The sequence below is a fragment of the Streptomyces sp. NBC_01669 genome (genome assembly GCF_026339735.1).
Lineage (GTDB): Bacteria > Actinomycetota > Actinomycetes > Streptomycetales > Streptomycetaceae > Streptomyces > Streptomyces yanii.
This window is the reverse complement of sequence record NZ_JAPEQG010000001.1, coordinates 1143357-1163669: the sequence shown is the minus strand read 5'-3', so window position 1 is coordinate 1163669 and position 20313 is coordinate 1143357. Positions and strand designations below refer to the sequence as shown.

Below are 20313 nucleotides of genomic sequence, written 5' to 3'. Positions count from 1 at the left end.
TTCCTCGTCAGTGGGGTGGGGCGGCTAGGCGTGCTGCGACGTCAGGTCCTTGCAGGTCTGTCGCGGCCTGCGCTCCTGTGACCCGGGCGCAGGAACGCAGGCCGCGCCTCGGTGGGGGGAGGACCGCGTGGACACAGCTGATGAAGGAGCCGGGCGCTCTGGATCAGGCCCATGTGGCTGAATGCCTGCGGGAAGTTCCCGAGCTGACGCTGCTGGACGGGGTCGTACTCCTCGGCGAGGAGGCCCAGGTCGTTGCGCAGCGCGAGCAGGCGCTCGAACAGGGTGTGGGCCTCATCCAGGCGGCCGGTCAAGGCCAGGGCATCCACGAGCCAGAAGGAGCAGAGGATGAACGTGCCCTCATCGCCCTTCAGACCATCCACCCCGGCGTGGTCGCCGACCGTCGGGTACCGGCGCACGAGCCCGTCCGGCGTGGCCAGCTCCCGGCGCACCGCGTCCACGGTGCCGATGACGCGCGGGTCGTCGGGCGGAAGGAAGCCGACGCGGGGGATCAGCAGCGTGGCGGCGTCCAGTTCTTGCGAGCCGTAGGACTGGGTGAAGGTGTTGCGTACCGGGTCGAACCCCTGAGTGCAGACGTCGCGGTGGATCGTCTCGCGCAGCTCGACCAGGGAATCCAGGTTCATGTCGAGGGCGCCGGCCTCTACCAGGCGGATGGTGCGGTCGATGGCCACCCAGGCCATCACCTTGGAGTGCACGAAGTGCCGGCGTACCCCGCGGATCTCCCAGATCCCCTCGTCGGGCTCCTGCCAGCGTTCGACCAGGTGCTCGATGAGCCGCCGGTGCAGGACCGCGGTGTCGGCGCAGTGCGCGACACCGCTCTGATGCGCGAGATACAGAGTCTCGATCACCTCGCCGTACACATCGAGCTGCAGTTGGTCCGCCGCCCCGTTCCCGACCCGCACCGGGGTTGATTCCTCGTATCCCGGAAGCCACGGCAGCAGCCGCTCCCGCAGGTCACGCTCACCTGCGATCCCGTACATGATCTGCAGGTTCTCCGGATCACCGGCCACGGCCCGCAGCAGCCATCGCCGCCACGCCTGGGCCTCCTGCCGGTACCCGGTCCCCAGCAGCGCGGCAAGGGTTGTGGAGGCGTCCCGCAGCCAGGTGAATCGGTAGTCCCAGTTCCGTCCGCCGCCGATCTCCTCGGGCAGCGAGGTGGTCGGCGCCGCGACGATTCCTCCGCTCGGCGCATACGTCATCGCCTTCAGCGCGATCGAGGAACGGACCACGGGCTCGCGGTAGGGGCCCTCGTAGGTGCCTCCCTGCGTCCAGTCCTGCCAGAAGGTGAGCGTCTCAGCCAACGCGGCCTCCGGGTCAGGAACGTCCGGGGCGGCTGCGTGGGAGGGGCACCAGCTGAGCACGAACGCCACGCTCTGCCCAGCGGCGACGGCGAAGGTACTGACGATGACGCCGTCCTTCTCCACCTGCTTGATGCAGGTGTCGAGCCACAGGGCGTCCGCGCCGGCTTCCGCCACCATGCGGCCGCCGACCTCGTGGATCCACGGGCTGACGCTGCCATATCCCGGCCGCGGACGCAGAGCCGAGACCATCTCCACCTCACCGGTCACGCCCTCGACGATCCGGATCACCTGCGGTGCCCCGTCGCGCGGAGGCATGAAGTCGATCACCCGGCCCGATCCGGTCGGGGTGCGCCAAAGCGATTCGAGGACGAGAGAGTCCCCGCGATACCGGCGCTCGGCGACCGCTCCGGCATCGGATCGGACGGCAGCCGGGGTGATCTGCCAGGAGCCGTGTTTCTGGGTGCCGAGCAGGCCGGCGAAGACGGCCGGCGAGTCGAAGCGGGGCAGGCACAGCCAGTCGATCGAGCCGTCGTCGCAGACGTGGGCGCTGGTCTGCATGTCGCCGATCAGGCCGTACTGCTCGATACGCGGAAGACGAGTCATCGTGTGGATCTCCGTAGACCCCGCGGATCCGGGGATGGCATCAAGGCCGCAGCAGCAGCCGGGAACGGTAGATGAGGAAGGACTCCGTGGTCACTTGCGCGGGGGAGGCCGGTTCTGCCCCGGTGCGGAGTCCCTGTCCTGGGGAGCGGCGCGGCCGGTTGCCCGGCCACCGCGGAGAGTCAGCCACGCCATCGGGCCGAGAACCACCGCGATAAGAACTGCCCCGGTGACGGTCATGTCCGGGGTACCGATGCGGCGAGGGCCAAGAGGGCGAAGGCGACAGCGAAGACCGAGCCGCGCAGCACGTTCAGTTGCGGCTTCCACCAACGTCGTCTCCGCCTCGGCTTCGCTGGGACAAAGCCGTGAGCTTGTACGGTCGCGACGAGTGCCTGGGTGGCCTCGGCCAGCCTGACCAGATGCACCCTGCTGGGCATGTAGCCGTCAGGGACGCCCTCCGAAGCGAGCTGCTGGGCGCCGTGCAGCCCGGACGCTCCCGGCGTTACGACGAGCCCAAGTTGGCTGATGTGACCACGAAGGCGCCGCGCGAGTTCCTCCACATCGCTGGCGCTCTCCGGCAGCGGTGACTCCTCGCCCAGCAGGAGCGCCACCGTCTTCGCCGCGGCAACCGCTTGATCGCGCGTCAGCTCAGCCGGCCCCATGGTGCAGTGGTCCCGCCTGCCTCGGCCATCGCGGAGATAGGGTTCCCGATGTAGGACCAGCGAGAGACGCATGGCACAACTCCCGTTCGGATTAGCCAAAGTTGAGTGGGGTTCGCCGTGGAATACCGACGACTGACATGCAATTTGAGTAGTGCGACCGCTACGTTGAGCGAACCGTGAATCCCTGCCGAGGGGTATGCCTGCGCCGCCCCAAAGGCCGTCAAAGGCGTCAAAGATCATTTCGGAACTGAGGGGCAGCCCATGGCCCGTGCGCGAAACGTCGCCCTCGCCGCACTCCTGCGTGAAGCAGGCTGGTCCCAGCCACAAGTAGCCGCCGCAGTTGCCCGAGTAGCCGCGGAGAGCGGCGCGCGTGAGCTGGAGGCCATCTCCCGCTCGCACATCGCCATGTGGGTCCAGGGCACGCGGCCGAGTGGAAGGGCGCCCCATATCCTTCGCGAGACGCTGTCCCGCAGGCTCGGCCGCCGCCTCACCCTGGCTGACCTCGGGCTGGAAGGCGAGCCGGCAGGCACGACCGACAGCGGTTCCGACTGGAGCGTCGACCCTCTGACCGTGCTCGCCGAGCTTGGAAGCGACGACCTCGATATGCACCGACGCAAGCTGCTGGCGACGACCGCGTACTCGGCCGCCGGCCTCGCATTGCCCACCGCTTCGTGGTGGGCAGCCGCCCCTAACGCAGCGGCGAAGCGCCCAGCAGTGTCCCCCCGGCTGGTGACCCAGGCCGACATCGATGATGTCCGCGACCTGACGACCTTCTACTCCGCTCGGGACCAGCAGCGCGGTGGAGCCTCGGGGCGCTCGGCCCTCGCCGGCCACCTTCGCGACGAAACGGTGCCCCTGCTCGGCAGCAGGTTCCGCACGGAGCAGGTCCGTCGCGACACGTACTCGGCCGTTGCGGAGATGACCTACCTGGCGGGGTGGATGGCTTTCGACGCCTCCGAGCACCGCACCGCCCAGCGCTATCTCACCCTGGCGGCCCGCATCGCGGCCGAGGCGGGCGACGGGCCGCTCGGGGGTCACATCCTGCGCGCCCTCGCGCACCAAGCTGTGGACCTCGGGCACCCTCGGCGAGCGCTCGCCCTGGCCGAAGCATCCATGTCCCGCGACCGCTACGGCCAGGCTAGCCACCGCGAGAGGGCTCTGTTCGCGATCGTTCACTCCCGAGCCCTCGCGGCAGACGGCGACCGCGCCGGCACCCTCGCGGCCATTAGCCGTGCAGAGCGGGATCTCTCCCACGCAGACAACAACGATGCCCCCAGCCGTGTGGGCTTCTTCCAAGAAGCCTCCCTGGCCCACGAGACCGCCTGCGCCCTGCGCGACCTTGGCCAGCCGCTGGACGCGGAGATCCACTTCCAGCGCAGCGTTGCCACCCGCCGCCGACAGCAATACGCCCGCACCCACAGCGTGACCCTCGGCTACCTCGGCGCCGTCCAGGTACAGCAGGGACGCCTCGACGAGGCGTGTGCCACCTGGAACCGGGCCCTCGACGCCATGGTCGGCGTCCAGTCCGGCCGCGCCCGCGACGTCATCGTCCGCATGCAGAGTGACCTCTCGCCCGTCCGGCAACGCGGCGGTCGCCACATCGCCGAACTGGACCGGCGAGCGCGAGACATGCTGCGCGCCATAGGCTGACCGACGAGCAGATCCGCGGCGCCGGCCGGAGGCCGCCGCACGCGCTACGCCCAGGGAGAGGAACGAGCGCTGATGGTGACGTACGAGGTCGAATCGATTGCAACCGTCGTCGGGGGCCACACCCGCGTTCAGGACGACTATCAAGGCGCGGTCGAATCGATCATCAGGCTCGACGACGCGTATCCGCTCGAGACCTTGCAAGGAATTGAGGAGTTCTCTCACCTGGTCGTGACCTGGCGCTTCCACCTGGCGAAACCCGAAGACGTCCAGCTCCATGCACGCAGTCCTCGGGGAAACCAGAACTGGCCGGCGACGGGTACGTTTGTCCACCGCAACCACCGGCGCCCCAACCAACTGGCGATCAGTTACCCGCGGTTGCTGAAGGTCGAAGGTCGGGACCTCTTGGTCACCGATCTCGACGCCGTTGAAGGGACGCCGGTGATTGACCTGGCGCCGTATTTCGAGCAGATGGGGCCTCGGGGCCCGATCTGTCAGCCGGCATGGCCTGGCGAGATGCTTGAACCGAACTACTGGGCGAAGGCAACGGAACGGCCCTCGGAGCGCTCTGCGTAGCGGGAGTGACTGAGTTGTGCTACTCGTCATTCGCATGGTCGAGGACCGGCTGGAGGTCTGACTCAAGCCGCAGCCCTCGCGTCCCGGAACTCACACCACGTCTCCTCACCGTTGCTTTCCCACACGTCTGAGATCGCGTCGACAAGGCGGATCCCGCGCCCCGATTCACCGTCGCGTCCGGCTTCCTTGAGTGCTGCTGGAACCGGGTTGTGGTCGGTTACGGAGACGCGCACTACGTCGCCGGCCACCGTGATCTGGACGATGACTTCGCCCTCACCCTGAATCACCGCGTTGGTGACCAGCTCCGAGACGGCCAGTACAACGAACTCTGCCACCGGCTTCGAAACACGGCACCGCCGCAGGAACGCCCTGGCTACCTGCCGCATCACCGCAACTACCCTGAGATCAGGGAGCAAGGCCGCCTGACAGGCATGGGATGCCGCGGGTACTTCTGCCCATGCTGATGTGCTGCGTCGGTCCTCCTGAACTGACCTCACGTATGACGCGCCTGCTGTGGCCGCAGAGCCTCGGATGCCCCTGTCGGGCGGGGGTGCTTCTTGGAGCCTGGTCATGGGGGCTATCGCATCGCGCGGAGACGCCGTCGACCAGGGGAATCCCGCGGGGGAAAATTCTGTCAAGGGGGGAAACTGGAGGGGGAATTGAGGTCATGATTGGATTCCGCCCACCAATAGAGGTCACACTCATGCCAGATCCGTTCGCTGGCCTTCTCCTACGGCTTCGGCAGGATGCGGGCCGGACGCAGGAGGAGCAGGCAGATGCGATCAACGCTGTCTCCGGCCGCGAGACCATGACCCGCCGAGAGATCAGCCGCTATGAGAACTTCGAGAACGTCCCTACCAATCACACAATCGGCCACATCGCGGCGGCCTGCGGTGTCCCCTTCGAGGAACTACGTCGGGAGGCAAAGGCTGCCCGCGCTCGCAAGAGAATGGGGTATGCCAATGCAGGGGAGGACCAGGACGCCGTGAAGCGTCGCACACTGCTGGGTGGCGCTGCTATTGGCGTGAGCGCGGCTGCCGAGCCCTGGGGGCGACTCGCCCTCGCCCTCGGTAAGGGGTCCATGATCGATTCGCCCTCCGCCGTCGCGCTCATCGACCGGGCTGCTGAACTGCACGTCCAGGAACTCAACCTCAGCGCCCGGCGACTACAAAGCACGGTCGAGTCACATCTTGACGCGATCACCGCCGCTCTGCCTCGTGCCGGCGAGCACGAACGGGCTCTCACCCTCGCAGCCGGAGAAACGGCTGCCCTGGCTGGTTGGGTGGCCTGGGACCTTGGCGAGCTCGACAAAGCCGATGCCTACTACAAGGTCACGTCGCAGTGCGCGGCAACCGCTGGACACCCTCCACTCCGAGCCCTGGCCCTGACCTACGCCAGCTACGGCGCTTCAACGCCGAAGGTGAAGTTGGAGTTCCTTTCCCAGGCGGCCAACGACGTGCGAGGCCACGGCAACGCTACTGCTGCCGCCTGGGTCCTCGGTAGGCACGCGGAGGAAGCTGCGGCAGCCGGCGACGAGACGGGAGCGCTCCGGGCGTTGGACCGAGCGCGCTTCGCTTACGACTTCGCGGATCACACCAGCGAGCAGGCGTGGGTTCGGTTCGTGACCCCGTACCGCATGGACTCGTTGGCTCTCTCCGTATACGGGCGGTTGCGGCGTCCCGAACTCACCGCTACAGCCGACACCGCAGTCCACCGTCTCGGAGCTGAACTCCCGGACGGAGGCGTTGTGGTCCTCGGAGATCTCGCTTCGGCCCTCCTGCGTGGAGGTGACGTCGACCAAGGGATCTACGTGGCACGCCAGTTCGCGTCTGCGGCACAGGCTAAGCCCAACACGATGGGCAAGGAGCGTGCGGCGACTATCGCAGCCTCCCTCCCCGACAGCCAGCAGGAACTCGCTTTCTACCTGCGGCAGTTCGCGTCCTGACTCTCCTTGCGCGCGGTAGGCGAGCAAGCTCAGGACGCGAACACCGTATGGCCGGCCCGACGCTTCTCAGTCTTGTGCCGTCTCCTCGACTACCCAGGACAGGTACGCCTCCGACCCACCGGTCACGGGCAGCGTGATCCACTGGGGGACGTCATAGGGGTGCTTCTCGTGCAGCCACGCCTCCAGCACCGGGAGGCGGTCCGCCGTAGTCATGTACGAGATCCGCCACTCCTGCGCCATCTCGACCTTCCCCTTCCACCAATAGAAGGCGGTGATCGGCGCATCGATGTGAACGCCCGCTGCCAACTTGCCCTCCACCGCGCCCCGAGCTAGCGCCTTCGCCTGATCCTCATCGTTACTGGTCGTCTGCGCGATCACAATCTCGTGGGCCATGCAACTACCTCTCCATCTCGGGTACCGCGACCCTATCCAGCCGTCCAGCGCATGCCGAAAGTCGGTCGCTACCAGTGAAGATGGGCGGGACTCACCCACCGCCTGATTCAGTTAGACGGCATCGTGTCACTCGGAGTGCTGCGTCGCTTCTACCCCACGGTGAAGGTCCTCTCGTGTAAAGGCTGTTCGAGATCGGCAGGCAGCAGCGCCTGTGCCTCGTTCCTTCGGGACCCCGGTTGGCTAAAACGCACTTCTCCCGGCCACGTGCTTCGCCAATGGATGGTTGCCGCGAGCTCCTTGGTTGCGCGCTCGAAATCAATGCTGGTGCCGCAGGTACATGACGTGCGTGCCGAAGCGAGAAAGACGAAGCCGTGCTGGCTTGGGGACCAAGACTGGGGACCAGTGCCCGGTACATGCAGCCGCTCGCCACATTGGCGAGCAGTTGGTCTGTGCTGAAGCGCAGCCCGGTTCGCCTGCGCGCCGGTCCGCCACCAGCCGCGAAGGGGTGGTGCCCTCAGGGCAAAAGTGTGGTGATTACGGCCGTCACGGCGGCGGCCAGGGTGACGAACGTTGTGGCCGCGCTTCAGGCATGCGGCAGGTATCGCCACGGGATCCCGGTCCGGTCGACGTAGCGGATGGCGTCCATGATCCGGCGCAGGTCGTGTTCGGGCGGCCGCCCGATGTCCAGGCCCTTCCCTCTGCGCTCGGCTCGCCAGGCTGTCAGGGTTGGTTCGACCAGTTCCCAACGGGCATCGGACAGGTCACTCGGGTAGGGCCGCTGTCGACGAGGCATGTTTCCGTAGTACCGATGGCCGCCGCCCCGCCATAGGGCGCAAACAGGCGTGACCGGAGGCGTGTTGGGATCAGATAGGAGCAAAGGGTTCGAAACGGTCACTCGAAGGCCGTCATCCACCACATCTGCCACAAGAGACGTCTACTGCCCCAGCCGACCCGAAGCGGTCCGCCACCTTGAACTGCAATGAAGCACCCCGGTCGGGACAAACGCTCTTTAAGTCCATGCGCTCGCTTCGCTGATCATGCGACAGGGAGTACGCGTCGCGCTGGGACTTCAGTGCCCGATACGTGCCGACGCTCGACCTAGCGCGAGTACACAGAGGGGGTCACTCGATTTCCTGCGACGATCCCTGTGACAACGGCCCTGTCTGTCGTCGCTCCGTGGGGCCGGTGGGTTGTCGTCCAGGACGCCTCGTCGAGGCGCAAGTTGCCTTGGGAGCCGGTCTTGGGTGTGAGGTCCAGGACGAGGAGTTGGCTGTACGGGGCGTTGGTATTGCTGTATTCGGTGGTTTGAGTCAGGTAGCGGCTTTCAAGGTAAGTGCGGTCGTTGCTGGTGCTGTTCTGTTTGACCTCGGTCAGGTAGCGCAGAGAACCGAAGTGCACCATGACGTCTGCGCGTCCCATGGCGTCGTCTTCGGTCTCTACCAGGACCACGCTGTGCAGCGGTCCCTTCTGGAGCCACTGGTGGTAGTCGCGTTGCAGGTCCGCCTCGACAGCTTTGCGGTCCGTCGCCTTCTCCGGCTTGCGCCGGTAGTCGAATGGTGGCGGTTCTTCCTTTTTGGTTTTACCCAGAAGGTTCGTACGGGTCATGTTGGCGCGGCTCTTGAGGAAGAGGAGGGTCTGCTCGACCAGCGCGAGGAATGTTCGGCGGGTCTCGCCGACGAAGGCGGGCTGCCTGGACAGTTCGGTCATTATCTTGTCCAGTTGAGGCACGACGAGTGGGTCGGTCGCCTCAAGGCGGGCGACGTCGCTGTCGTAAGCGAGCCCCTCCACGAGACGCAATTGTCCGTCGTCGAGTGCGCTGCCGACACTCAGTGCTCGTTCTCCCAGCAGGAGAAGGAGTGTGGGCGCATGTCTTTGCAGGCGGCTGATCTGCCCTCCGTCAGGGTCGTCGTCATCGCTGCCGTCCCCGGCTGCCGGGATAGCGTCCGTTCCGCTCTCCCGATGCGCGGCGGCTTCGACGGCGTTGAGCAGGGCGGCGGCGGTCTCCGTGTCGAAGCCGTGGACGGCGTGCTGGTCGCTCTCCTCAGCAGCCCGGCGGAGTTGAGCGAGGAACGCCTGCTGTTGCAGGAAGCGGTCCTCGATCGCCGGCTGGACCAGGCGGCTGATACCTTGTCCTGCTTCTTTGACGAAGGGGCAAACGGTGCGGGCGGCGCGGTAGGCGCTCACCACGGTGTCGAGGGCCTGCCAGGCGTCCAGCCAGGCGTCTTCGTGCAGGGCTCGTGCAGCGGCCCGCAGTTGCAGGATGAGCCGGTGCCAGGCGATCTCGGCCGAGCGCCGGGGTTGGAGCCACGCGGCTTCGTGGGTGCACCTGAGCCAGGCTTCACGCCGGTCGAGGGCTTCGGCAATCTGGTCGGCGGCACGTTCGATGGTGACGGTGTCGTGCCGGCTGAAAGCCAGGACGGCGTCGCAGACGGCGGCGTAGGCGCGGGCGTCGTCGCGTGCTTCTTCAGCCTGGGCGGCGGTCTCGAACTGCTTGCGGGCCTGTGTGAGGAAGGCAGTGATGGTGCCAACGTCATTGGCGGACAACGCGCGGCGCAGTAGGTCACACCCGAGTTCGAACATAGCGTCCACGTCGGTGGCCTCGTCGTGGACTAGGCTCTGCAGGGTGGTGCGCAGCGTGTCGGCAATGGAGTCCTCACCAGCCCAACGGTCGAGGGAGAGCCCGAGCAGACGGGGCAGTCGCTCGGTGAAGTCCTCCGGGCTCCCACTGGGGATTTCCTCGAGGGCCTGCCACACCTTGAACGGCGTGACGGCGTCGCCGACGGCCAGCCGTAGTGCGGCTTCAAGACGCGCGGCGGCGAGGAGCGGGAGGCGTTCGATGTGCGTGTGGAGATCGTCGAGGAGGGCGGAGTTCAAAGCTTTGCCCATAGCCTTGGCCGCGGCGGGGCTGTTCAGCAGGGCGTCGATGGATGCGCTGAGGTGCAGGACGCTGCGCTGTGCGCCGAGACCTTGCGGAAAGGCGCTGGCGGCGGGCTGCCACTGGGTGTCTTCGCGGTCGAAGGCGTCCGCGACGGCTTCAGCAAGGTAGGCGGCGAAGGGGCCGGCGGCCACGTCCTGCGACTGGGTGGCGACTGTGTCCAGAGCGAGACCGATGGCGGGGAAGGTGATGGGCTGGCCTTCGGTGGCTAGTACGGAGAGCCGGTCGGCGAGTTGCGGCACAGCGTCCGTCCTTTCCTGCCAATGTCGTATGTCACCACAGGGAAGCACCGACCTCGGCCTGCCGGATGGTGGGGGCGGGCAGCGTGGCTTGGGCGAGATCGAAGTCTGCGGTGGTGATGACCACTTGCAGGTCGCTCTCGGCCGCGACGGACGCCAGTTCTGTGAAGAGCTTACGGGCGTCGTCGGACTGCATTTCCTCGGACTTGGGGCTGTCGATGAGAAGCAGTCCTGGGTGCGTTGAGACGCCGTAGCGGCGGCCGACGCGTAGCAGGGCGATGACGACGGCGATCCGCAGCCGCAGGCGTGCACCCGCCGACTGCTCCGTGAACCATTCCGGCTTGCTGCCCAGGGGGAAGATCCTCAGCCGAGCGCTGCGGTCGATGGCCACCTTTTCCAAGGACGGGACTCCGAAGAGGATCGCCAGTTCCGCGATCTCCTGGTTGACCTCCTGGAAGAGTGCGGCGGCGGCGTCCTTGCTGTCCTGGTCCAGCAAAGAGGCGGCGGCCGTGAGGATGGTGACGGCTCTTGCTTCCGCGGTGTCCGCGGCTGGTGGTTCTGGCTCACGGAAGACGCTGAGGGCGCCCTCCAGGCGCAGCACCTTCTCCTGCGCGGCCAGGCGTGCGGGAAGCTGGGCCGCCGACTGCGCGCGTCGCAACTGTGTTTCTGCCGCCTCCAGCTCGCGGGTCAGGCTGTCGACTGTTTCCTCGGCCCGCTCGAGAGCCTCTTTGGCGGTCACTTCGACGGTTGTGCTGGTCGCCAGCCGTTCCCGTGCCTCGTCGGTCACCTCTTGTGGCTCTTCGTCGTCGCCGCCTACTTCCCGGGCGCAGACCGCACAGGTGCTGGACTGGTGCTCCTGCTGGCGGCGGGTGTCGTCGATGGCTTGGTCGCAGCGTGGGCAGCTGGACGGGTTCAGGCCATGGAAGAGCAGACGTGCGGTGGCGCTTTCGGTGACATCGTTGAGGAGCTTGGCGGCCTGTTGGCGCTCGGTACGGGCCCGGCGGAAGGTTGTGGATGCTTCGTCCCACGCCTGCTGGGCATCGGCCAGTGTCCGGGCAAGCTGGACGGCGGCGCTGGCGAGGTCGACCAGAGGAGTGTCGTTCTCGCTGTCGGGGAGCAGGTCGGCCAGGTGGTCACGCGCCCGGCTGAGTTCGGTCTCCAGGTGCTCTCGCTCTAAAGCGCGCTCCGCTGCTTCGGCCTGTGCTGCGGAGCGGCGGGCTTTGGCTTCGGCTACCCGTACATCGCGCACGGCTTTGACTCGGGTAAGGGCGGCAGCGGCGGGCAGGTCCAGGAACACCTGCAGGAGGCGGCCGGGCAACCCGTTGGTGGCCACTTCGCCCAGCAGTGCCTTGTCGCCGCCGGCCGGGAGGTAGACGGCGCCGAAGTAGGCGGGCCACCCGTGCGTCTGCGTGCTGGTCTCCTTGAAGCTGTTGACCAGCGGCTGCAGGTCCATGCGGCCCAGCATCAGTCCGGCGATCTGTTCCGCGTAGCTGTCGGTGCTGGCCGCTCGCAGCAGCGCCGTGACGCCGCGAGCGGGATCGGGAGCCCGGACATCGGCCAGCGCGGCGGCATCCTTGCCTGTCAGAACGGCGGCCGAGGTGATCTCTCCGTCTGCGAGGTCGAGCCGGAATCCCATGGCCTCGCCGGCGATCGTCGCGTCGAGGTCCACCTGGCGCAGCCAGCCGCGGACACGGTTTTGCATCTCGCTGCGCGGGGTGCCGCGAAGACACCACGTCAGCAGCTCCAGTACCGAGGTCTTTCCGCGGAAGTTGGACGCGACGAGGGCCGTGAGACCGGCAGAGAAAGTCATAGGGGTGTTGAAGGGGCCTGGTTCGACATCACCGGTGCGTTCGCCGACCACGCGCAGCCGGTGCACCCGCAGCGACCGTGGGCGCGCGGGAGAGACGACCAGCGGCAGCCCGTACTCGGTGAACACGTCGCGGACGTCATCGACCGGCACGCCCGCCTTGTCCGCTATACGTGTCTCCAACAGAACTTCGGTCTGCAACGTGCTCATGCGGCCCCCGCCTCTTGTTCCTGCAGTTCGTGCCGGATGGCTGTCAGGCGCCGACGGGCCTGCTCGCTGATCGACGCGATCCGGGTCCCGCGCGGTGTCTCGGCGTACTCACGCGTCAGGTACTGCTGCTTCTTCAGCTCGCTGCCGGACTTCTCGCCCGCGAGCCGAAGGACCAGCTCGACCCGCTGCACGTAGTAGTCGAAGGCCGGTGCCTCACGGATGATCTCCCGGGACACCCGGCGGCCCTCTTCCAGGAGGAAATAGTCGTGCTGACGTACTCGGTTGACCGTGCCCCTGCGCCTGCGGACCAGCAGTCCAGCGCTGCGCAGCACCGCCAGGGCATCGTCCAGCCACTCGTAGGCGCCGAAGTGGTGTCGCAGCATCGGGTACCGCCTGACCTCCGGTTCCTCAGAGCGGAGGATCCGGTCGGCGATGTCAAGCAGTGCCTCTTCCCGGTCGTTCTCATATTCGGTCAGCAGCTCGTTGGCCAGGTAGTCCGGGTTACGCAGCCAGAAGTCCAGCTTCTGCAGCTTGACCTGCGTGCGCATGACTCCGACCGCGTGTTCCAGCAGCGGCACAACCCTGTCCGCCTCGCTCAGCGGCTCACACGCTCCGTCGATCAGCAGCAGCAGGCGCACCGCGTCCTGCTCCCGACTGGTCACCGGGCCCCCCGGCCCCTCCCCCTCGTGATCCATCGCCACAGCGTAGCCATCGGCACACAAAGTTGACCATGGGGTGACCAAGGGGAATTTGTGCACCGCTCCGCTCTGGCGCGGAAGCGTCTGGGGTTCGTTGGTGCCGCTGCCGCCGGGTCGGTATGCTGCTGTGCAGGCGGCCACGACCGCCGACCGCTGAAGGGGTCTTCCGCCCACGTCGGAGCCTCGTTGGTAGGCCAAGCCGTCCTTCGACGCATCGTGCAATTGGAATTCGCCTGCCTTCAAAGCGGCGTGTGCGTGGGTCGCGCTGCTGTATGGAGACAGACATGCCCACGAGCCGTCCCAGGAAGTCGCGCAAGCGCACACGGGAGATCCGCCAGCAGAGCCAGGCCATGGGTACGCGGTACACCGAGGCAATGCGGGCGAACGACCGCACCCTCTCCGGCGGCCAGCAACCGCAGCACCCCGCCGGCGTCCTGCTGCCTCTCGTAGCGGAAGCCCTCGCTGGCTTCTTCGAACTGGACGGACTCCTCTTGAGGCTTCGAGCGGAGATGGTTCTGGACCATGAGGGGGTGCTGGCGGGGTACCGGGAGTCAAGGCAGGTTCCGGTTCCTGGCGCGCCTATCGAGGACGTCACTGAGGCGTACTGGCGGGTACGCGACTCGCTGCCAGAGGGGACGGAGGAGTTCGCGGACGGCCACATGGAGGAGTACCCGCCCACGCCCAATGTGCTACTACTGACGGGTCCTTACGACGGCGGGAACGTGGTGCACCTGACCACCCTCGAGGTCGCCGAGGCAGACCTAACGCTGCTCACGGACTTCGCCGACGCGCTCGACCGCGCGACGGGCCTCCGACCTGGTTCGGAGTATGCAGCGCTCACGAAGAGGCTGGGCGAAATCGGGCGGATGCCGTACTACCCGTGGATGCCTGAGGGGGACGCCGCCACCGTGGCGCGCTGGGCGCGCCGGGCACTGTCGACCGTCCTGCACTCCCCATTCGAGGGTCCGCGCGGCGAAGCCGACCTCGAGACGCTAACCAACGTGCTGCGCTACGCGGAGGGTTGGGAGAGTGTGGAGGTGGACGAGGACGAGGAACGGGCAGCCGAGCGCGCACTGATGAGCGTGCTGCACGCGGCGCTGGACGACGAAGAGGGCGGCGTGACACTCCGGGGATCTGTCCATGAGCAGCACGACCATCCACGAGTTGGGCATCTGGCTACGGAAGAACTGAGCTTCGATGAGCAGGAACAGCTAGTCGTCACCCTGTCCACCAGCCTTGAGGCGATGCCGGAGGACGAGTTCGAGGCCAACTTCCGCAAGCTCGACCGAGAACACCAGATCGAAGTCGAAGACGCCATCCGCGACTTCGCCGCTCATGCCGTCGGTGACGAGAACTGGGACCAGTGAGCCAGGCTCCGCCGGCAGACGGGTATCTCAGTGGACGTTATGTCTGTTTCTGGTAGCGGCCTCGTCCGGGTTGGGTGAGGAAGCCTTGGCGGAGGAGGCGTACAAGGCGGCTTCGGGTGATGTTGACTGCCGCTTCGTCGGTGGGCATGTCGGGGAGTTCGTGCAGTTCCCGGGCCCGGAATGCCTGGTCCGGGTGCTGGTTGAAGGTGTTCACGATGGCGTGGTAGGCGGTGCTCGTCTCGGTCTGGGGCAGGTCGGGGCGTCTCGACGGCCTGGTCGAGCGGGGCGATGCCGGCGGTGTTGTCGTGGACGGAAGCCGGCAGGACGACCACGCCGATGGCCAGGCCCAGGAGATCCTCGGCTAGCCCGCGCTCGGCGCCCGACACTTTCTTGTTGACGTCCAGTCCGGTCGTGGTCCTCGGGACACCGGCGGCCGCACGCATGGACTGGGTGTCGATGATCACGAGGGACGGGTTCTCTCATCGGCGGGCTTCCCCCACCCACGATTGGGACGGCCAGACGTGCTGCGTTACGGCACCGGAGGAAGAGGACCCGGTGGATGAGGCAGTTCGAAGTCGCGGCTGCTTTGCAGTGAGCGAGTGGTCGGAGGAGCGGTGGTCTCAGGCTTGCGAGCGCGCGGCGAGGTCGGGGTGGCGTTGCAGGGCTCCATGGGGGCGGCTTGGGGACCAGTTGGGGACCACACGGTGTGCGCGATGCCGGGGCTCTCGCTGGCGGTTCTCAGTCGAAGATGGCGTACAGGTCCTTCATCAGGCTGGCGGGCCCGCTCCGCGGGACCGCTGGCGGATCCAGGGCCCCCGGAGAGCCGACGCCGACATAACGCGCCGGGGCCAATGTGTATTCATGCTCGCGCACAGTCGCTATGTCCGCCGAGAAGCAGAAGCCGGACTCGTCTTGGTAGGCCAGGTTTGCTTCCCGTGCTGATGCCGTGCCTCGCCAGGCGTGGTACGTGCTGGCGATTTTTGCGAGGTCAGTTTCTGTCAGATTCCGCTCGGTCCGGTCAACCATCTCGCCCATTCCGCGGGCGTCGATGAAAAGGGTTGTGTCGCGTCGGTCGTCCAGGCGTGTCGCGCCCTGAGGGGACTTGTCTTTGGTCAGGAACCACACGGAGGCCGGGATCTGGGTCGTCCGGAAGAGTTGGGGCGGCAAGGCAATCATGCAGGCGACCAGGTCAGCTTCCACCATCGCCTGGCGGATCTCAGCCTCGATCCTGGGCGAGGAGTGTGAGCCGTTGGCGAGGACGACGGCAGCCGTCCCGCGGTCGGACAGTTTCGAGACGGCGTGCTGGAGCCACGCGAAGTTGGCGTTGTTCCTTGGAGGGATCCCGTACCGCCAGCGGGCGTCACCCTCGTCCCGCGCCCAGTTTTTGATGTTGAACGGTGGGTTGGCCATTACGAAGTCGGCCTTGAGGTCAGGGTGCTTGTCGTCGGCGAAGGTGTCGCCCCAACGAGGCCCCAGATTGCCGTCGATGCCGTGGACGGCGAGGTTCATCCTGCCCAGTCGCCACGTGCGCTCGTTCGACTCCTGGCCGTAGACCGCGATGTCGGTCTTGTGGCTGCGCCCCCGGTGCGCCTCGATGAACTTGCTGGCCTGCACAAACATGCCGCCCGAACCACATGCCGGGTCGTACACTCGCCCCTCGTACGGCTCGAGGATTTCCACGATCAGCCGGACTACCGACTGGGGCGTGTAGAACTCACCACCCCGTTTGCCCTCTGCCCGTGCAAAGTTGACAAGGAAGTACTCGTACACCTCGCCCAGCACGTCCTGCGCCAGCTTCTCCTCATTGTTACCAAAGCGGGCATCGCTGACGAGGTCGACGAGTTCAGCCAGACGCTTCTGGTCGACGTTGTCGCGGTTGAAGATCTTAGGGAGGACGCCGGTCAGCGCCGCGTTCCCTCGCATGACCGCGTCCATTGCCTCGTCGAGGAGTTTGCCCACCCCCTGGCTCTTGGCGTTCGCGACGATCCACGACCAGCGGGCGGCTTCCGGCACCCAGAAGACGTGGGCGCTGGTGTACTCGTCGCAGTCCTCCAGGAAGTCGCTGATCCGGTCGTCCGGGACGCCGTCCTCGGCAAGCGCCTTGGCGAGTTTGTTCCGGTGCTCGTCGAACGCGTCGGAGACGTACTTCAGGAAGATCAGCCCGAGCACGAATTCCTTGTACTGGGCGGGGCCGACGGAGCCGCGCAGCTTGTCGGTCGCCTTCCATAGGATCGCCTGGATCTCCTCGCGGGTGGAGGCGCTCAAGGTTTCCTCCTGCTCGGTGGACTTCTTGTCGGGCGGTGGCATGCCAGTGGAGGGCTCCTTCCTCAAGTTATTGTCCATGAACGAGGTTCGAAGTGTCTCGCGAGCGTTGTACCGTACCGGCGGACCTAGTGTTTTCTGAGTGTCTTGAACCGGGGGAGGGGCGAAGGTGTCGACTATCGGTCTGGCCGCAGCCATCGAGGAGCTGCGGCAGGAGCTGTACGAGGCGCAGCGGCTGGGCGCCAACCAGCAGTTCGCCTTCGGCGTCGAAGAGGCGGAGCTCGAGCTGCAGCTCGAACTGCGCAAGTCTGCCAAGGGAGAGGGCAAGCTTTCCTTCGGCGTGGTTGTCGTTGGCGCGGGGGGCGAGCAAGCCACCGTCCGTACCCACAAGCTGGTGCTGAAGCTTTCGGTCAAGGACCGGGCTCTCGGGGGCGCGCGCCCCGATATCGGCGACGACGAGTTCGGGTCGCTGGACGAGGAGTGACGTGGACCGCCGCAGACTGGCGCTGATCCGCAGCGGGGGCACCGGTGAGGGGCGCTTAACCATCGGTTCTGGCTATCTGATCGCCCCGCAGCTCGTGCTGACCGCCCGCCATGTGCTGGAGGACCGCGACAAGGGAACGCTGTGGCCGGTAATCACCGTACGCGTAGGCCACCCCCTCGACGGCGAAACGACGCGTGTGGACGCGGAGCTGCTCTGGACCCACCCGGACGGACTGGACGTTGCGCTACTGCGCATCGACCGCAAGATCGATCCGCCCAGCTCCGTCCGCTGGGGCTGCCCTGCGGGCACCGCACCGCTGCCGTACCAGGGCCTCGGCTATCCCTGGGCCGCCAAAGGGGAGACCCGGGAGCCGGAGCACCTTCGCGGTGTCCTGCCTGTTCTCTCCGGAGGCAAGAACCGTTATGTCCTCGACCAGGTACCGGCCCCCACCGCCCGTACCGACGGCGGGAACGCCTGGGGCGGGGCCTCGGGCACGGCGATCTTCTGCGGTGGTTACCTGGTCGGCGTCGTGACCGAGGAGGTCCATGCCTACGGAGCCCGTCGGCTGATCGCCCTGCCGGTATCTTCCTTCGCCGGGGACGGCGGGTTCGTGTCCCACGTTGAGAAGCAAACCGGTCGGTCTCCCGAGCTGAGTGTGACCGGTGCGCCCCTGCCCGTGGCCGGGCCCGCAGCCGAGCGCACGCCTACGGAGCGCGAACTGGAGACACTGCTTGCGCCGTTGTTCTCGCATCCCGGCGTCCGAGTCGATCACGCCCGAACCCTGGCGCGCGAACTCGGCTACGAGGCTCAGGGCTATGAGCCCTCTGCTGCCGACCTTGTGGCCCTCCTCATGGCGCATCCCCGGGCGCTCGCGTCGCTCGGCGAAGCCCTCGCGAGTGGCGCGCAGGGAACGGCCCGCACCGCTCTGACTCATCTGTTCTCGTGGGCCAGGGCACTCGACTGCGGGTCACTGCTCTCCGTGATGGAGTATGACGCTCTGATCGGCCTGCTGTGCCGGGTCTGCGAGAAGCAGCCGGGGCTGCTGTCCCGAACAGCCGGTGAGGCGCTGCGGTACGTCGTACTTCCGGAGATTCTTACCCGTCCGCAGCTCGGCGAGGACGACGTCTGTGGCGTGGTGGAGGGCTTGGAGGATCTGTCCGACGGTGTGAGCGGTCCCGAGGACGCCCCGCCGGTGCCAGCGCTACTGCGGCTCGTCGAGTACGTGGCGGCGGCCGCGGGCGACGGGCTGGGCGACGACCTGCGCGCGTGGGCGGGGAAGACCGCCCGGCGGCTCGGTATCCACGCCGGGGCCTTGGGCGAGCGGCGTGCAGACGCCGCCCAGTGGGCGAAGCGCGCAGCGTCGCCGGTGTCACGGATCGTGATGGAGTTGGCACACGACCCCGCCGCGGGAGACGACCGGTACCGGGTCCGGATTCTGCTCGTCCGCGACGACGGGTCGTACCGTGTGCTCAAGGAGGCGGAGTCGGAGCCCAAGACCCCGCGGGAGGCGGCGAGCACCCTGAGCGAGGCGGTCTTCGCCGCGGCCCAGGAGCCGGGGCAAGGCGACCATGTGCCGTGGGTGAGCGTTGTGGTCGACCGGGCGGGGCTCGACTTGGCCGTCGACGAATGGGAGCCCGGAGCGCTCGACGACATCCTTCCGGCGTGGCCGATCGGAGCAGACTACCGCGTCTCCCTGAGCTGCCCGGAACTCAGTGACCAAAGACCGGAACGCGAAGGCGACCAGGAGCGCCGGTGGAAGAACGGACGCGCGTCGGTGCTCGTCACCGGCCGGACGTCGGGCGACGCCAGGCAGCTCGTGAATCTGCTGAAGACCAAGCATCGTGATACCGCGCGGGTGGTCCTGCACGGCTCTGCCAACGAGCGTCGGTCCTGGTTGCTGAAATGTCTCGTCCTGGGCGTCCCGGTCGTGCTGTGGGACCGTGAGGCCATTGGCTACGAGGACGCAGGGAGACTGGAGCACCTGGCTCCCGCCGGTGACCTGGAGGGACTTCCCGAGCGGGTCCGGGGCTTCCGGAGCGACTCGGCGGCTTGCCCGGCGGAGCGGCGGGCACGGCCCTCCCTCGTGTGGGAACCAGAAGGCCGTCTCCCGCGGACTGAGTCGCTTCAACTGAGGCACCCTTGGAGAGGATCGCACGCGTCATGACCACCTCAGAGCCCCTGGCCGGGACAAGCTCTCGGCCTTCATCCTCCAACGGCGGCGCCGACTGGTGGCTGTTCCGCGGAGACGGCGAGCGTCGTGAGGTGCCGTTCCCTGCGGCACCCCCGTGGCGCCGGTTCGACCGGCACGAGACCGTGACCGGTGACAAGGTTCCATACCCACGGCCCTACCTCATCGGTCCCGACCAAGTGGAGGTGGTGAACGCGGCACTCCACCTGCGCCGGCCCCTCCTGGTGACTGGGCAGCCCGGTACGGGCAAGTCCTCGCTGGCCCACGCCATCGCTCACGAACTCGTGCTCGATCATGTCCTGCAGTGGCCGGTGAACAGCCGATCAACTCTTCAGGACGCCCTTTACCACTACGACGCCGTCGGCCGACTGCGCGAGGCGACCCTGCGGCGCGACGCGGACGGCACCGAACCGGACATCGGCCAGTACATCCGGCTCGGCCCTCTGGGCAACGCGCTTGTGCCCCGGGAGCGCCCCCGCGTGCTGCTCATCGACGAGCTGGACAAGGGTGACGTCGACCTACCCAACGACCTGCTGACCGTCTTCGAGGAGGGTGAGTTCGTCATCTCCGAACTCACCCGGCTGCCCGCGAGCCACGAACCGGTACACGTTCGAACCGACGACCTGGATGAGACCGCCCCGGTCACGCGCGGCCGCGTCCGCTGCCGTGAGTTCCCGGTTGTAGTCATCACCAGCAACGGCGAACGGGAATTCCCGCCCGCCTTCCTGCGGCGCTGCGTTCGCCTCGATCTCCCCCCGCCCAACGAGCGGCGGCTTCGGGACATCGTCGCCGCGCACCTCGGCCCCGACGCCCTGGAGGACACGGACGACCTGCTGCGGGAGTTCCTCGAACGCCGTACCGAGGGCGAACTGGCCACCGATCAGCTGCTCAACGCCGTCTTCCTCCGCAAGGGCGGCGTGAACCTCGACGCGGCTTCACTCCTCCAAGGCGTCCTACACCGTCTCGGCGGAGCCGTGTGAC

The 20313-nt window shown here is 67.1% G+C and carries 16 protein-coding genes and 2 pseudogenes; 7 read left to right on the top strand and 11 right to left on the bottom strand.

From position 1 onward, the window contains the following. Nucleotides 1-41: 41 nt before the first annotated feature. Both OG972_RS05170 and OG972_RS05165 read right to left on the bottom strand, forming a co-directional pair. The gene (locus OG972_RS05170) at nt 42-1922 is read right to left on the bottom strand and encodes a glycoside hydrolase family 15 protein (protein WP_266978671.1); all 1881 of its coding nucleotides are present in this window, start codon (nt 1920-1922) and stop codon (nt 42-44) included. A gap of 233 nt (nt 1923-2155) precedes the next feature. Beyond that, nucleotides 2156-2581, bottom strand: coding sequence for a DUF6415 family natural product biosynthesis protein (locus tag OG972_RS05165; RefSeq protein ID WP_266978669.1), 426 nt, complete (start codon nt 2579-2581; stop codon nt 2156-2158). Nucleotides 2582-2842: 261 nt separating this feature from the next. Here OG972_RS05165 and OG972_RS05160 point away from each other — a divergent pair, with 261 nt between their 5' ends. Next, nucleotides 2843-4231 carry a Tat pathway signal protein gene (locus OG972_RS05160; RefSeq protein WP_266978667.1) on the top strand — a complete coding sequence of 463 codons (1389 nt, stop codon included), beginning with the start codon at nt 2843-2845 and terminating at the stop codon, nt 4229-4231. Between the two features lie 72 nt (nt 4232-4303). Continuing rightward, entirely contained in the window at nt 4304-4804 is a 501-nt protein-coding gene (locus tag OG972_RS05155; protein ID WP_266978665.1) for an SAM-dependent methyltransferase, read from the top strand. Nucleotides 4805-4866: 62 nt separating this feature from the next. Here the strand turns inward: OG972_RS05155 and OG972_RS05150 are convergent, their stop codons facing one another. After that, nucleotides 4867-5220, bottom strand: coding sequence for an ATP-binding protein (locus tag OG972_RS05150; RefSeq protein WP_266978663.1), 354 nt, complete (start codon nt 5218-5220; stop codon nt 4867-4869). 287 nt (nt 5221-5507) lie between these two features. Between OG972_RS05150 and OG972_RS05145 the strand changes: the two genes are divergently transcribed. Beyond that, nucleotides 5508-6749: a helix-turn-helix transcriptional regulator gene (locus OG972_RS05145; RefSeq protein WP_266990288.1), complete on the top strand. Its 1242-nt coding sequence runs from the start codon at nt 5508-5510 to the stop codon at nt 6747-6749. A 66-nt stretch (nt 6750-6815) separates the two neighbouring features. Here the strand turns inward: OG972_RS05145 and cutA are convergent, their stop codons facing one another. The 5 genes and pseudogenes from cutA to OG972_RS05120 all read right to left on the bottom strand — a co-directional run bounded on the left by cutA (nt 6816) and on the right by OG972_RS05120 (nt 13028). Further along, nucleotides 6816-7142, bottom strand: coding sequence for a divalent-cation tolerance protein CutA (cutA, locus tag OG972_RS05140; RefSeq protein WP_266978661.1), 327 nt, complete (start codon nt 7140-7142; stop codon nt 6816-6818). 589 nt (nt 7143-7731) lie between these two features. Next, a pseudogene (locus tag OG972_RS05135) lies at nt 7732-7935 on the bottom strand (transposase); the annotation flags it as partial. 305 nt (nt 7936-8240) lie between these two features. Then, nucleotides 8241-10211, bottom strand: a complete 1971-nt coding sequence (locus OG972_RS05130) for a hypothetical protein (RefSeq protein ID WP_266978659.1) — start codon at nt 10209-10211, stop codon at nt 8241-8243. A gap of 139 nt (nt 10212-10350) precedes the next feature. After that, the gene (locus OG972_RS05125) at nt 10351-12333 is read right to left on the bottom strand and encodes a hypothetical protein (protein WP_266978657.1); all 1983 of its coding nucleotides are present in this window, start codon (nt 12331-12333) and stop codon (nt 10351-10353) included. Beyond that, complete coding sequence (locus OG972_RS05120) at nt 12330-13028, bottom strand: hypothetical protein (protein ID WP_265597985.1); 699 nt, start codon at nt 13026-13028, stop codon at nt 12330-12332. Before OG972_RS05120 ends, OG972_RS05125 begins: the two co-directional genes overlap by 4 nt. 287 nt (nt 13029-13315) lie before the next feature. On the opposite strand from OG972_RS05120, the gene OG972_RS05115 reads away from it, so the two are divergent. Beyond that, a complete protein-coding gene (locus OG972_RS05115) occupies nt 13316-14398 on the top strand; it encodes a hypothetical protein (RefSeq protein WP_266978653.1) in 1083 nt (360 codons plus the stop codon). A 37-nt stretch (nt 14399-14435) separates the two neighbouring features. On the opposite strand, the gene OG972_RS05110 is transcribed toward OG972_RS05115, so the two are convergent. The 3 genes and pseudogenes from OG972_RS05110 to OG972_RS05100 form a co-directional block, all read right to left on the bottom strand. After that, nucleotides 14436-14612, bottom strand: a complete 177-nt coding sequence (locus tag OG972_RS05110) for a hypothetical protein (RefSeq protein WP_266991039.1) — start codon at nt 14610-14612, stop codon at nt 14436-14438. Nucleotides 14613-14670: 58 nt separating this feature from the next. After that, a pseudogene (locus tag OG972_RS05105) lies at nt 14671-14898 on the bottom strand (IS5/IS1182 family transposase); the annotation flags it as partial. Nucleotides 14899-15136: 238 nt separating this feature from the next. Next, nucleotides 15137-16705: a class I SAM-dependent DNA methyltransferase gene (locus OG972_RS05100; RefSeq protein WP_266978651.1), complete on the bottom strand. Its 1569-nt coding sequence runs from the start codon at nt 16703-16705 to the stop codon at nt 15137-15139. Between the two features lie 124 nt (nt 16706-16829). Between OG972_RS05100 and OG972_RS05095 the strand changes: the two genes are divergently transcribed. From OG972_RS05095 to OG972_RS05085, 3 genes are read left to right on the top strand one after another with little or no spacing between them, the layout of a single operon-like run. Beyond that, the gene (locus OG972_RS05095) at nt 16830-17144 is read left to right on the top strand and encodes a trypco2 family protein (RefSeq protein WP_266978650.1); all 315 of its coding nucleotides are present in this window, start codon (nt 16830-16832) and stop codon (nt 17142-17144) included. 1 nt (nt 17145) lies between these two features. Then, nucleotides 17146-19308, top strand: coding sequence for a trypsin-like peptidase domain-containing protein (locus OG972_RS05090; RefSeq protein ID WP_266978649.1), 2163 nt, complete (start codon nt 17146-17148; stop codon nt 19306-19308). Beyond that, nucleotides 19305-20312: a MoxR family ATPase gene (locus tag OG972_RS05085; protein WP_266978648.1), complete on the top strand. Its 1008-nt coding sequence runs from the start codon at nt 19305-19307 to the stop codon at nt 20310-20312. Before OG972_RS05090 ends, OG972_RS05085 begins: the two co-directional genes overlap by 4 nt. Nucleotide 20313: the final 1 nt, after the last annotated feature.